Raw genomic sequence first — 14,488 nt, forward strand, 5'->3', positions numbered from 1 at the left:
TGTCCATTCAGTGCGCGTCGTTGTCGGTTCGCCTCGGCAAATCCAGCGGGGGATGGTCCACCACCCCCCGAGACACAGAGCTGTCTGAATAGACCTGCGACATGTCCCGCTCTGCCGGCTCGCCACGAGTCAGAATGTTGGCGACACTCACGGCGGTGGAGTAGAGCGAAATGGCAATGATCAATAAAACCGGCTGCACAAAAGCGACAAAACGGGGGATTTCAGCATTACTCATCATGCTCAACAACAATATGATGGCCGGCCCCAACACCAAAAACAGCGTCAACGCGATAAAGAATACTATACGCTCTTTAAAGCGCCCCAGGTCCTGATTCGTCACCAAGCCCAATACAAACTTGCCCATCGCTAAACCGGCAAGAATAATGGCAGCAATGCTGAGGTCCGGTTGCATTAACGTATGGTACAGGTTGCCATCCCAAAGCCGCTTCATGGCAATGATCAAAAAAGGAAAGAGTACGAACAGGATGTCAGCGTAGGTGCCGTACATCATACTCAGTGAGTGTTGTTCCTGTCGGAGTTGGTTGTGGTTCATACATCGGATCCTGTGTTATCACCAAGCCCTTGACCCGTCTCTGCCAAGGCGCGATTAATCATGTCGTTAAGCTTCTCCAATCCGGCGTGAATACGCTGCCAATCCGGCATGTCACTCCGAATGTGCCGCTCTAACACCGCCGCTTGTTCGGTCAGCAACGGATAGCCCATAGCACCGGCGGTGCCTTTAATCTGATGGTTTTCGAGCTGCAAACTGGCCAGGTCGTGGCGAGCCAACGCGTCGTTCATGCGCTGTTGCCGGTCAGCCAGCCCGGCCAGAAATCGTGACGACAAATAGCCGATATCTTCATCATTCGCATCGTCTGTGCCTCTGCTCAGGTAACGATCCAGCAACGCCTGCAAGTGGGTGTGGTCGATGGGCTTACGCAGAACACCGTCACAGCCCGCGCTCAACAGCGCATCGGTTTCTGATTGATCGCCTCCGGTAAAGGCAATGATCGGTCGCCTGAAGCCGGTTTGCCGTAACAGCCGGGTGGCTTCAACGCCATCCATTCCGGGCAAGAACCGATCCATCAACACCAGATGGACCGTGTCGGCCAAAGCCGTGCGTACCGCCTCTTCACCGTTAGCCGCTAGCACGGGGTCCGCGCCGATACGTTTGAGCATGCGCTCAACCAAGCGCCGGTTGTCATCGTTATCTTCCACCACCAGCACCCGCCCGTTATACAAGGTAGGTGCCGGCTCCGCATCGTGCCCCAAATACTTCGCCAAGGTCTGATAGAACTCTTGCTTATCAATGGGCTTAGCCAGATATCCGTTACACCCGGCTTTCCGGTATTCGGCAATGTCCTCGGTCATCACGTTGGCCGTTAACGCGACAATGGGGGTATTTACCCCCGCTTCCCGCAACGCCAGCGTCGCGTCGCGGCCATTCATGATCGGCATCTGAATATCCATCAGGATGAGGTCGAACGCTTCTTTGGTGGCCCGCTCAAGCGCCTCCGCACCGTTCGGAACATGGACCAGCTCGGCGCCCGTTCGCTCCACCAGCAAGGTCACCAAACGTTGATTCAGCTCGTTATCTTCGGCGCACAGAATACGCCCTTTCAGAGCTGGTGCGGCCACCATCGGAATCGCCCGGCGCCGTTCAATGAACTCGGACGCGTCCCTCAAAAAGTGGCACTCATTCAGCGGGCCCGTGCTGATGGTCGCTTCAAATTCGCTGCCTTCACCATAGGTGCTGTCTACCCGAATGCTGCCACCCAGCAATTCGGCCAAACGAAGAGAAATGCTCAAGCCGAGGCCGCTACCGCCATATTGCCGGGCGATCGCGCTGCTGCCTTGCGCAAACGGGTCAAACAACCGGTCGATTTGCTCGGGCTTCATGCCGATGCCGGTATCCACAACCCGGGCATGCAACATTTCGCGCTCACGATCGCACCTGACAATCAGGGAGATCGAACCCGTTTCCGTAAATTTTAGCGAATTTCCACACAAGTTGATGATTATCTGCCGAAAACGCGTGGGGTCTGTCTGAATCTTTTCGGGCAGTGGATAATCACAAATAACGCTGAATTCGAGACCTTTGTCGTTAGCTTTTGGCTCGAAAAAGGCGCGTATTTCGTCCAGCATTTCCGGCAAGTTAACCGGCACCACATCGACATCGAGTTTGTTGGCATCAATTTTCGAATGGTCCAGTATGTCGTTGACCAACTCAAGCAGATGCCGGCCGCTTCGTACCACGGTTTCTGCGCTGTTACGCTTTTCGCTTTCGCTCAGGTCGGAGTCAAGCAGCGTCTCGCCATAGCCGATAATGGCAGCCAACGGTGTCCGGATCTCATGGCTCATATTCGCCAGAAACTGGCTTTTCGCCTGCGCCGAATTCCGGGCCAGCTCTTTCTCCAGTCGCTCTTGCTCACGCTCGCGTTCAATCTGCAGTCGCTGATGGCTTTCGGTGGTATCAATGCAGGTGCCTTCCAAATGCATTGGCCTGCCTTCTGCGTCATAAACGGTGTGCAGCGAAATCGTGACCCAGCGTTCCTCACCGCTTCGAGTCAGGTACTTGGCTTCCACCCCTTTGACGGTGCCGGTCCTTTCCAACTGATCGACAACCAAGCGCCGCAGCAAATCATCGGCAATGCAGGTATCTAGTACGTCGGGATTCGTTTGCAATAACTCATGCCGGTTCGGGTAGCCTAATAACTCCGCCATAGCGGGGTTCACGGTCACAAAACGGCGCTCCGGAGACATCTGAAAGACCCCTTCAATCACGTTGTCGAACAACGATTGATAGCGCCGGAGATTGGCCAGTGCCTTTTTGTTCCACGCCAGGGCATCGCCCTGCACCTGCTTGATCCGGTCGGCCAGCGCAAATGAGAACAGAATGACCTGAGCAGTAATCCCGAACTGGGGGGTATAACTGGTGAAGGTGTTCAGGGGCAAATAGCCGATGACGGTGAATCCGTATATCCCAAAACCGATCAATGCCGCTGTCCAGGCAAAAAAATGCGCTCTGGCCGCCGGATTGTAATGCCGCCATGACAGATAGCTCACCACGATCAGAATACTGCTCAGGAGAATGGAGGCCACGACTATCCATTCCATGGATACCGAGTAAGGCATAAACAGAGCCATGACAAAGGTGGCCACCACTGCATGCATGCATACCATCAACACCTTGTCGAGGTCTGGCGATCGTTGCCGTGTTTCCAGCAAGGCCCGCGCGAACAGCAACCCGAAAAACCAGGTGAAAATAATGTGGAAGTGAAGATATTCTTTGCTCAGAAGCAACGGTCGCTCATCAAACAGCTGAATTCCGTGCACTTGTTCAGTCGCCGTAAACACCACAGCCGACACTAGATAGAGCAAGTAATAGATATTACTGGGTTCACGAACCGATACCGCCACGAACAGGTTGTAAGCAAGAATGGCAAGGATCGCGCCGAGCAAAATGCCACGGACCACCTCATCGACAGCCACCTTGGCAATGTACTCATCGCGCGGCCACAGAGTGATGGGTAATCGGAAGGTATTTTTGTTGGTGACACGCAGAAAAATGGTGGTGGGCGCATCGGGCTGCAAGGTCAAGCGAAAGGTGGGGTTGGGCACTGCCAAATCCCGATCGCGCCAATTATCGTAATAGCCGGCACGGCGCTCTTCTACCAGGTGGCCATCCCGAACAACGTACAAACGAACATCGTCCACCAGCGGCAAAGCCAGCTCAAGCATCCAGTCCGCGGACTTTCTCAGTTCCCGTGTGCCGATATCCAACCGTGTCCAGTACGCCGATTCGGTGTAGCCAAAGTTGAGCACACCTTCGTAATGGCGATTGAATCTACCGAGGGGCAGGTTGCGTACTTCGTCGAAGCTCAGGCTTTGATCCGGGTCCTCCAGATAGGCCAGACAACCGTTGAGATCGCGAATACCTTCGCTGCCATTCCCCAACGACAACACGCCGTTACGGCACCCGGGCTGTGCAAAGGTTTGGGAAGGTAGGGCAATCACAAACAAAAACAGGCCCATCAGGAACACCCGGACCCAGGTATCGCGTAACCGTTGCTGCAAAATGTGATCTCCGAGCGGGCAGCTGTTTACTTTATCGTTTATTGTCAGCAGTCATCACTTTAGCTGTTCGCAATGGTTTTCGCACCCTGAGGTCACTCGAAATGAGATCTGCTTTTCTCTATGCCACGCTTTCCATCGCCGTTGCCACAGCCTCCGGCTGCGGTTCGGACAGCTCCGGATCATCGGCACTAAACCCTGCCCGCGATGTTGACCTGACCTTTTCAACCTTTGATCTGACCAACACCCCTCAGGCACCGGACACTCTCGAACACACCCTGTTCAGCGATTACTACGCCGGCATAGAACCCCGTGGCGACGGTAACACCCCGGAAAACCGGGAAACGGCGAAAGACATTCGTCGTCATATCGATATCTTCATTGGCGCAACCCCCGCGGAGGATGGCAAAAGCTACGTCAAGGTACGGAACCCACTGGACTTGATGAAACAGGTCATCAGTGTGGGCAATGTGCAGAACTTCGACGACGGGCGCCAGTACATCAGCGACCGGATCGGTCAAAGCACTGCGGGTACTTACAACACACGCAGTGCCGGTGCCAGCATCCGTTTTACTGATCAGGCGGCCACCAATGCCCAGCTGGCCCTCAACGACCGCGAGTGGCGGTACCAGACTCTCGACTGGCGCTATGTTCCGAAGACAACAAGTGAAAGCAGCCTGGATGAAAAGGTCTACCGCACCATCCAATACATCGCGCGCAGCGTCGATGCAGCCCAACAAGATCAACAGCCGGAATTGCTAAGCCTGCTTGCCGGGGCACGTTTCAGCGCAACCCATTTCAGCGCTTCCGGTTATAACACGCCAGAGCTGGCCACGGCTGATTTTGTCAGTCGCAGTCATGGCGGAATCGAATTGCGTCAGGAATTCATAGGGGAAGAAAAAGACACGTTGTTCATCAAAAACAGCGATCAGCCGGTCATCGATTACAGCAGTCACGGCGTGGTACTTACGGAAACCAACCCGGACTGTCAGCGTGTCGAGTTGAATTACACCATGAGCGAGGTGCAGATTTACACCTCACACAACGAGCCGGCCAGAATAGAAGATCCGGAAGCCAATCCGGACGATTACGAAAATTCAGAGGATGTACCAACCGTTCCCAACCCGGACTACTGCGTCAACCAAAGCAAAAATGACGCTAAAGTCGTTTGGAATACGGTGCCTACGGCTCACCGCCAATAGGCATTACATGTCCCAATTTTGCAAAAAGCCTCGTTTTCGCTCGATCATCCGCTCATAGGCTGAGATGATGATCTCGGCGTGCGGGGCCTGGGTCAGCTTCAGGGTATCAATCCGGCGTTCCAGTTTCCGGACTTCATCGCATACCTGTTGGCGCACGTGCGTTCGGACACTGTCGTACTGCCCCAGCTCAACACGCGAGGCATCAGGTATCGGTATATTTGATCGGTTCATGCAGTGGCACCTCATCCATTGAGATCATTGGCAATCCTAAACCTGTTTGCCATCTTGCCAAACTGTCAGACAAAAAACAATAAAATGAAAAAGGTTTCATTTTATGCCGGAGTTAGCCGTCTCTCTTGCTCCGGCAATATCGGAAACTGCTTGGTAACAGTGTAGACAAACCGGGCAAGCGATGGGATGTGATGACCCACGATCGGGAACCCGGTATTCAGCAGACTGACCGAGATATCCCTGGCGGAATCCGCCCAACACATTTTGTTAATCAGACCGATATGGCCAAACGCATGGCGACTTTGCGGCCCCCAAAGACCAACCGGATTGCCTCCCAGCATCATCCCGGCACTAAAGCGCATGGGCACCAACATGGTACGGTCCAGCTGCATGGAACCGAATTGCTGGATAGCACGGCGGATGGTTAACTCGCTACAAATACGCTTGCCTTGCCAAATACCGCCATCCAGCATCATCTGGAAAAAGCGATTCATTTCCTCGGCCGTACCGCACAGATTACCCGCCGGGATGACCGCTTCCTGAAAACGCGGGTCATTGGTTACCTGTTCGACGGTTTTGATATCGCCACCCAAGGCTCGATTCACCACCCAGGATACCGGGAAGCGAGGCGTTGGGCCGGTGGCGTAGTTTGATGCCAATTCATGCAGGTGGTCCTGAGCCACGCCGTAGGTGAACCACGTCATCCCCATGGGCTTGCGCAAATACTTATCCAGATAATTCTCGATGGTGTCGCCGGTGACTCTCTCCAGCACCCGTTGCAGCACAAAGCCACCGGTAATCGCATGGTAGGCCACTTTGGCACCATCCACTTCTACCGGCCTGGCCTCACACAGCAAACGCCACACTTCGTCCCTGTTCCACAACACATCGATGGGGGTATCTTTTGCAATCGCGGGAATGCCGCCCCGGTGCGACAAAATCTGATGCACCGTGATGGTGCGCTTGCCGTTCTTTGCAAACTCCGGACAGTAGTACGACACCGGGTCCGTCAGGTTAACCAGACCTTGCTCCGCTAACATATGCATTAGCAATGCGGTTACGGCCTTGGAGGCCGAGAAATAGCAAATCGGGGTTTCTGTGCTCATCAGAGTTTTCGGCAAACGCGAGTCATCGTTCGGGCCGTTGCCGTGAACATGCCCGATGGCCCGATGCAGCACCTGTTCGCCGCGATACCTCAACGAAAGCTGTATGCCCGGATGCACCCCGGTGCGATACAACGACTCGACACTCTGCCAGATAGATTCGACCTCGCCTTGAGACAGGTTCACTCGCTCTGGGCGCTCACCTGCGCTGTCGCGAAAGGTGACGGAGGAGAGGTCCTGAGGAACCTTGAAGGTGTGCAAAGCACGGCGGGCGAGTGAATGCATAACAAGCGCCTTTATTTTCAGAGTGACGGGTTTCGCTTCCTCCGGGAGCTGCTTACCCCTGAAGTACGGTTTTATGTCACTTCATTATGTACGGGCTGTGCCGGCTGCGCTATGGCCACGCAGTCGCGACCCTGCATTTTGGCCCGATACATCGCTTTATCGGCCTCTGCTGACAACTCTTCAACCGTGGTTCCGTGTACCGGGTACACGGCGACACCAATACTTGCGGTGACCGAAACACAGTCACCCGTCGTCAGACTAACCGGTTTTTCACGCACAGCCAGTCGCAATCTTTCAGCGGTATCCATAGCTTCGGTTTGCCCCATTTCCGGCAAGACAACCACGAACTCCTCACCCCCGAACCGGCCTACAGAATCTACGCCACGCACGCTGCTATCCAGAATCTGGGTGGCGGTGGATAACACAAGGTCGCCGGCGGCATGGCCGTAACTGTCGTTCACTTTTTTAAAATGATCGAAATCGATCCACAGCACCGCCAAGGACCGGTGATAGCGGTGCGCACGCTCTAATTCTTCGGCCAGAACCCGGCTCAACTCGCGACGGTTCAATAGCCCGGTCAGCGAGTCTTTTGTCGCCAGCTCCTCCAACTCTTGCTCAAGCGCCTTTCGTTTGGAAACATCCAGAACAATCCCTTCAAACAAACGGGTGCCATCATCGCCAGTTAAACCGGTCCCTCTGGCCCAAACCCAAATGTCCCGGCCACCTTTACAGGTGATCGGAAATTCGATGGAAAAGAACCCGTTCTGGCGAATCGAATTTTCGGCTTCTGTGGCTATGGCCCGACGACGGTTGTCGTCCATCAGGCCGGATTCGCTGAGAGAACCTTTTGCCATCAATTCGCCGGCACTGTAACCGGTCAGCTCTTCACAGCCATCAGAAATGAAAAGAAAGCTGCCGGCATGATCATTTCTGAAGCGAAACGCCATACCCGGCAAATTATTCAGCAGAACCGTCAACTGCCGTTCATGTTCACGCATTACCTTGCGCTGGCGAATCTGCAGCAAAAGCAGCAAGCGGTCTTTGTGGAGCTGGCGAAACATGACGAAAAACAAGGTGAAGCCCGTCACCCCAACAAATAAAAAGCCCTTCCAGGTTTGGACCTTCGACAGCGTACGGGCATCCGGGAACCAGACCTCCGCCAGCTGATCGGAGAATTGGATCCAAGCCAGCCCCACCAGCAAATACACAAAGGCCGCCCACAGCGCACGTCGCAATGGGCTGCGATTCGCCTGCAGCGGCTCTGTGCTGCTGTCCTCGGGTGGACCCTGACGCATGGAAATACCTTGTCTGACATTCTTATCCTTACTTCAAAGGTAGCCACTGTCAGGATCAGAGTCGAGTCTGACTTGCTTTTAACGCCAAGTTAGTCAAAAATAAACGTGACACTCAATTACGTTTACTGATCATGATGCGATTTAACTGTTCATTAACATCCGCTCTTTGGGCTATTTTTGCGTTACTGGCCATCACCCTGTCAACCGCCTGTACCAATACCTCCCCCCCTTCAGAAGAGGTCATCGAGTACGCCCGCTCGGCTACCCCCGACAACCCGGAAACGGCGGAAATCTATCAACGTTCCTGCATGGCTTGCCACGGCAACGGCACCTCCGATGCGCCACTGACCGGTGATCAAACCGCGTGGCAACCCCGCATGGAGAAAGGCATGGATACACTGCTGAATAACGTTGTATCGGGCATGGGCGGCATGCCCCCTTATGGCCTTTGCATGGATTGTAACGCCGCCGACTTTCAGGCGCTGATCACTTTTATGGCAACATCAGCGCAGAATTAGGAGCAGAAGATGCAACGACGGCATTTTTTGAATTTGCTGGTAGGCAGCGCCATTGCCAGTCAAATGGGATGGCCCGAGATTGGCCATGCCCAAACGTCCTCCGGGCAGCAACCGAGCACCGCCGGCCCGATGACCTGGCGCAACTGGTCTGGCTCGCAGAGTTCCAACCCGAGCCACCGGCTGGCACCGCGGTCGGTCAACGAGTTGCTGGACATTCTGAGCGACCCCGCTTATCGAGGTCGCAACATTCGCCCCGTCGGCTCAGGGCACTCGTTTTCACCGCTGGTGCCGACCAACGATGTACTGGTGTCACTGGCCCGCTTGAATGGCATTCTGGATCACGACGATGATCAGTGCCGTGCCCGCATCGCTACCGGTACACTGCTCGGCCAGCTAGGCCAACCTCTCGAGAACATCAACCAGGCGCTGTTCAACATGCCAGACATTGACCAGCAATCTCTGGGCGGTTTGCTGGCAACGGCAACCCATGGCACCGGAGCGGAACTGATGAGTTTGTCGGGCTATATAGAAGGCCTGACGCTGGTCACCGCGAAAGGGGATGTACTGGAATGCAGCCGGGACCAGAACCCCGACATTTTCCAGGCGGCACGAGTGGGGCTGGGCAGTTTGGGCTTTGTAACCGATGTCACGCTGCAGAACCGTCGCCCATACCGGCTGAAGAAAACCACCGAATGGTTAGCCATCGACGACATTCTCAATAACGCCGACGCTCGCGCCAAGGCGCACCGCAACTACGAATTCTTCTATATCCCGTTCTCGGGCATGGGCTTCACCAGCACCCACGACATCACCGATGAGCCGGTATCTGAAACCGAGGCCGTCGATCAGAACGACGGTGCCCGGGATCTCCAACAAGCCCGCGACTACCTGTCGTGGTCGCCCCGTCTGCGCCGGCTCATACTCGGGGGCTACATGCGCACCCTCAACACTGAGGTCAAGGTAGCCTCGTCCTGGCAGAACTACACCAGCGCCCGGAACGTGCGTTTCAATGAGATGGAATACCATCTGCCGAGAGACAATTGGAAGGCGGCGCTGAGTGAGGTGATCGATACCATCGAAACCCAGTTCCCCGAGGTGTTTTTCCCAATTGAGGTAAGGTTCGTAAAAGCAGACGATGCCTGGCTCAGCCCTTTCTATCAAAGGGATTCGGTTTCCATCGCAGTTCATCATTTCTTCGAAGAAGACCACACACCGTTGTTTGAAGCCGTGGAACCGATTCTGAAACGCTACGGGGGAAGACCACACTGGGGCAAACTGAACACGCTCACCGGGGCCGATTTCGAGGCCCTTTATCCGAAATGGCAGGCGTTTAACGAAGTGAGGGAAGCACTCGACCCGAACGGCCGCTTCCTGAACCCTTACCTGGCCCGGCTGTTCAACCAACCAACGAGCACGGGATAGGCAGACATGGCTCACAGCGAAGCGTTTCGCAAACAACGCCGCAAACTGCTGCTGGCCGGAGTTGCGGTGGGAGGGCTGGGCGTTGCCGGCTTCCTGAAGCCGGAAGCGCAAACCACCGGGCACTCCCGTTACTTTCTAACTCTGCAAAAGGCCCTGCGCGAAAAAGGCCTGGCAACGCCGACGCTGGTGATCGACCGCCAGCGTCTGAATCACAACATCGCCGTTATAAAACGTTGCATGGGCGAGGATTTCAGTTATCGGATCGTCGCCAAGTCCCTACCGTCCGTGCCTTTGCTGCAGCACGTCATGGCGGCCACGGGCACCCGCAAGCTGATGTTGTTTCATCAACCAAGCCTGAATCAGGTTACGCGCGCTCTGCCCGATTCTGACATCCTGCTGGGGAAACCGCTTCCGGTAGCCTGTGCCGGGCGTTTCTATAGACAGTTCGAAACGGCCCCAAGCGGGTTCAAACCCGATCGGCAACTGCAATGGCTGGTGGATTCGCCGGCGCGGCTGGCCGAGTACCGGCAACTGGCCGAGCAACGCCAACAACCGATGCGGGTAAACCTTGAAATCGATATTGGCCTGCACCGGGGCGGATTTGCCAGTCAGGACGCATTAGTCTGGGCACTTACGATCATCGAACGCTCACCGTGGCTGACGTTTAGCGGATTTATGGGGTACGAACCCCACATTCTGAAAGCACCGGGGCCGACGAACTGGCTGCGTGACCAGGCTATGGTCCGTTATCAACAATTTGTAGACACCGCCGAACGCACCTTGGGCCGCAGCATTTCTGACCTGACGCTGAACACGGGTGGTTCAACAACCTATCAGTTGTACCAAGGCATGGCCGGCCAGATCCCCGCTAACGAGCTGGCGGCAGGCTCTGCGCTGGTTATGCCCACCGATTTCGATGTGTCAACACTGGCCGACCATCAACGGGCGGCCTTCATTGCCACACCGGTACTGAAGCTTTTGGATCGCACCCGTATTCCCGGCGCACCCGGGTTGGGCCGTCTGCAAACACTGTGGAATCCCAATCACGCGCGCACCGCATTTATCTATGGTGGCTACTGGAAAGCCAGCCCGGTATCGCCTCCGGGATTGGTGAACAACAGCATCTATGGCCGCTCAACCAATCAGGAAATGCTAAATTTCGCGGAAGGGGTTCCGCTCAAGGTAGGCGACCGTGTGTTCCTGCGACCTCACCAAAGCGAGTCGGTGTTGCTGCAATTCGGCGATCTCGCCGTTTTCGACGGGGCCAAAGGTGAAATCACCGAGCGCTGGCCGGTGTTCGGGCGGGGGTGAACTCGGCCACCGTCCGTGCTTTAATTCCGGCAAACCGTTCAGGCAACAGGACTGCTCATGACTCCCGGAATTCTCGCCGCTAAAAAAGCGAAGATCAGCTACACCGTACACGAATACGAACACGATCCGTCCGCCGAAAGCTACGGCAACGAGGCCGCGGACAAAATGGGCGTAGACCCGAACCGGGTGTTTAAAACCCTGGTGGTGGCGCTCGACAACAAAGAGCTGGCGGTTGGTCTGGTGCCCGTCACCAGCATGCTTAGCCTAAAGCTGATCGCAAAAGCGGCGAAGGCGAAAAAAGCCGGTATGGCGGATAAACAGATGGTTCAGCGGAGCACGGGCTATGTGCTGGGCGGAGTGAGCCCGCTGGGTCAGAAAAAACGTTTGAAGACGTTCATTGATGCAACTGCCGAGCAGTACGACACCGTATTTGTCAGTGCAGGTAAGCGGGGACTGGAAATCGAATTGGCTCCGGCCGATTTGGCTACGCTGACCGGTGCGGGTTTCGCAGATTTACAGCAAGACTAAAACAAAACAGGCCGGGGTTTTACCCCCGGCCTGAGTTCGAGCCTTATTTCACGGAAGCAGCAGCTTCCTCAAGGATCTTGTTGAGGGTCGCGCTTGGGCGCATCACCTCAGACACTTTTTCAGCCGGTGCGTAGTAGTATCCGCCGATGTCGGCCGGATGACCCTGTACAACCGTCATTTCTTCCAGAATCTTGTCCTTGTTGGCTTCCAGCTGCTCAGACAACTTGGCAAAGAACTCTTTCAGCTCCTTGTCGTCGTCCTGCTTGGACAATTCTTCAGCCCAGTAACGGGCCAGATGGAAGTGGGAACCCCGGTTGTCCAACTCGCCGGTGACGCGGGACGGAGACTGGTTGTTCTCCAGCAGACGCTCGGTTGCTTTGTCCATGGTCTGACCCAACAGACGGGCACGGGCGTTGTCGTGCTTCTCGCCCAGCTCATCCAGAGACACAGCTGTGGCCAAAAATTCACCCAGTGAGTCCCAACGCAGGTGGTTTTCCTGAACCAACTGCTGCACGTGCTTGGGTGCAGAACCGCCAGCACCCGTCTCGTACAAACCGCCGCCGTTCAGCAGAGGTACGATGGACAGCATCTTGGCACTGGTGCCCAGCTCAAGAATCGGGAACAGGTCGGTCAGGTAGTCACGCAGAACGTTACCGGTAACAGAAATGGTGTCCAGACCACGAATCAGACGCTCCATGGTCCAGCGGATGGCACGTACAGGCGATTCGATGCGGATGTGCAGGCCTTCGGTGTCGTGATCTTTCAGGTAAGTGTTTACCTTCTTGATCAGTTCAGCGTCGTGAGCACGTTCGTCGTCCAGCCAGAACACTGCCGGCATTCCGGTGGCGCGGGCGCGGTTCACGGCCAACTTGACCCAATCGCGGATGGGCAGGTCTTTGGTCTGGCAGGCACGCCAGATGTCGCCTTCTTCCACGTTGTGCTCGGTCAGCACGGTGCCGTCTTCTGTGACGATACGGACGATACCTTCTTCTTCAATTTCAAAGGTCTTGTCGTGGGAGCCGTACTCTTCCGCTTTCTGCGCCATCAAGCCAACGTTCGGTACGGTACCCATAGTGGTGGGATCAAACGCGCCGTGGGTTTTACAGAAGTTGATGGTTTCCTGGTAGATGGTGGCGTAGGTGGACTCCGGCATAACCGCCTTGGTGTCCTTGAGCTTGCCATCACGGGCCCACATTTTACCGGAGTTACGGATCATGGCCGGCATGGAAGCATCAACGATCACGTCACTGGGCACGTGCAGGTTGGTGATGCCTTTTACCGAATCGACCATGGCGATTTCCGGGCGGTGCTCGTAGGTCTTGTGCAGGGCTTCCTGGATTTCTTCCTGCTTGGACTCTGGCAGCTGCTTGATCTTGTCGAGTACGGAAGACAGACCGTTGTTCGGGTTCACACCGATTTCTTTAAACAGGTCGCCGTACTGGTCGAACAACTCTTTGTAGTAAATCTTCACCGCGTGACCGAATACGATCGGGTGGGAGATTTTCATCATGGTCGCTTTGACGTGCAGGGAGAACATCACGCCAGTCTTTTCACAGTCTGCGATCGCGTCTTCGAAGAACTTGCAGAGCGCTTTTTTGCTCATGAACATACCGTCTACAACTTCGCCTTCCTGCAACGGCAGATCGGCTTTCAGTACAGTTTGTTCACCCTTTTTGTTCTCGAACACGATGCGGGCGTTGGTCGCCTTGTCCAGAGTAACGGACTGCTCGCTGGAGTAAAAATCACCTTCGCGCATGTGCGCAACGTGAGTGCGCGAGGCCGGGCTCCACTCGCCCATGGTGTGCGGGTACTTGCGAGCAAAGGCTTTCACTGCGGCCGGGGCACGGCGGTCGGAGTTGCCTTCACGCAGAACCGGGTTTACGGCACTGCCCAGCACTTTGGAGTAGCGGGCGTGGATGTCTTTTTCTTCGTCAGTCTCTGGGTGTTCTTTGTACTCAGGGACGTTGTAGCCTTTTTCGTTCAGCTCTTTGATGGCTGCACGCAACTGCGGGATGGAGGCAGAGATGTTCGGCAGTTTGATGATGTTGGCATCAGGGTCTTTGGTGTATTCACCCAATTCGGCCAAGTCATCGGTGACCCGCTGGTTTTCTTCGAGATAGTCAGGGAAACCGGCCAGAATACGGGCCGCCAGGGAGATGTCGCTGGTTTCGAATTCAATACCAGCCGGCTTGGCGAAGGATTCCAGGATGGGTAGCAGTGACCGGGTGGCTAGCGCGGGGGCTTCGTCGGTCAGGGTGTAGATGATCTTGGACTTGGATTTGGTCATTTTCGTCCTCTGGCTAAGGGGTGGGTTCAGGACGGTCATGGCGAGGCCGGTCGTCTTGTGAACGTCTGGCCGGGGCGATGACTGATTCGGAACTTTTGATAGACCTACTAAGATAGCATTTTTTGGGGCTTGTGGATTACGATCTTAGTATAAGAACGTACGAACAATGCCGGATCTTTGGCTACAACATGATGAAACGGCGGGAATTTACGAAACTTTCTAACATTTCTAG

The 14,488-nt window shown here is 55.3% G+C and carries 11 protein-coding genes; 5 read left to right on the plus strand and 6 right to left on the minus strand.

Annotated features, from left to right (window positions below; all coding sequences use genetic code 11):
• Positions 1–7 precede the first annotated feature (7 nt).
• On the minus strand, positions 8–553 hold the full coding sequence (locus tag MWU64_RS10225; RefSeq protein WP_247064065.1) for a hypothetical protein: 546 nt from the start codon (positions 551–553) through the stop codon (positions 8–10).
• On the minus strand, positions 550–4,035 hold the full coding sequence (locus MWU64_RS10230; RefSeq protein WP_247064270.1) for a response regulator: 3,486 nt from the start codon (positions 4,033–4,035) through the stop codon (positions 550–552). The genes MWU64_RS10225 and MWU64_RS10230 overlap by 4 nt, the downstream gene beginning before the upstream one ends.
• Positions 4,036–4,178: 143 nt before the next feature.
• Between MWU64_RS10230 and MWU64_RS10235 the strand changes: the two genes are divergently transcribed.
• Positions 4,179–5,276: a hypothetical protein gene (locus tag MWU64_RS10235; protein ID WP_247064067.1), complete on the plus strand. Its 1,098-nt coding sequence runs from the start codon at positions 4,179–4,181 to the stop codon at positions 5,274–5,276.
• Positions 5,277–5,279: 3 nt separating this feature from the next.
• Here MWU64_RS10235 and MWU64_RS10240 read toward each other — a convergent pair whose 3' ends face one another.
• From MWU64_RS10240 to MWU64_RS10250, 3 genes are all read right to left on the minus strand, one after another.
• Complete coding sequence (locus MWU64_RS10240) at positions 5,280–5,507, minus strand: hypothetical protein (RefSeq protein WP_247064069.1); 228 nt, start codon at positions 5,505–5,507, stop codon at positions 5,280–5,282.
• Positions 5,508–5,608: 101 nt separating this feature from the next.
• Positions 5,609–6,895, minus strand: a complete 1,287-nt coding sequence (locus MWU64_RS10245; RefSeq protein WP_247064071.1) for a serine hydrolase domain-containing protein — start codon at positions 6,893–6,895, stop codon at positions 5,609–5,611.
• Positions 6,896–6,966: 71 nt separating this feature from the next.
• On the minus strand, positions 6,967–8,190 hold the full coding sequence (locus MWU64_RS10250) for a sensor domain-containing diguanylate cyclase (protein WP_247064073.1): 1,224 nt from the start codon (positions 8,188–8,190) through the stop codon (positions 6,967–6,969).
• Between the two features lie 131 nt (positions 8,191–8,321).
• On the opposite strand from MWU64_RS10250, the gene MWU64_RS10255 reads away from it, so the two are divergent.
• Genes MWU64_RS10255 through ybaK form a run of 4 tightly spaced genes read left to right on the plus strand, consistent with a single transcriptional unit; the run spans position 8,322 to position 11,969 of the window.
• On the plus strand, positions 8,322–8,708 hold the full coding sequence (locus MWU64_RS10255) for a c-type cytochrome (RefSeq protein ID WP_247064075.1): 387 nt from the start codon (positions 8,322–8,324) through the stop codon (positions 8,706–8,708).
• A 9-nt stretch (positions 8,709–8,717) separates the two neighbouring features.
• Complete coding sequence (locus MWU64_RS10260; protein WP_247064077.1) at positions 8,718–10,130, plus strand: D-arabinono-1,4-lactone oxidase; 1,413 nt, start codon at positions 8,718–8,720, stop codon at positions 10,128–10,130.
• 6 nt (positions 10,131–10,136) lie between these two features.
• Positions 10,137–11,441: a DSD1 family PLP-dependent enzyme gene (locus MWU64_RS10265; RefSeq protein ID WP_247064079.1), complete on the plus strand. Its 1,305-nt coding sequence runs from the start codon at positions 10,137–10,139 to the stop codon at positions 11,439–11,441.
• A 57-nt stretch (positions 11,442–11,498) separates the two neighbouring features.
• A complete protein-coding gene (ybaK, locus tag MWU64_RS10270) occupies positions 11,499–11,969 on the plus strand; it encodes a Cys-tRNA(Pro) deacylase (RefSeq protein WP_247064081.1) in 471 nt (156 codons plus the stop codon).
• A 43-nt stretch (positions 11,970–12,012) separates the two neighbouring features.
• On the opposite strand, the gene MWU64_RS10275 is transcribed toward ybaK, so the two are convergent.
• Entirely contained in the window at positions 12,013–14,256 is a 2,244-nt protein-coding gene (locus MWU64_RS10275; RefSeq protein WP_247064083.1) for an NADP-dependent isocitrate dehydrogenase, read from the minus strand.
• Positions 14,257–14,488 lie beyond the last annotated feature (232 nt).

The sequence above is a fragment of the Marinobacter sp. S0848L genome (assembly GCF_023016065.1).
Classification (GTDB): domain Bacteria; phylum Pseudomonadota; class Gammaproteobacteria; order Pseudomonadales; family Oleiphilaceae; genus Marinobacter.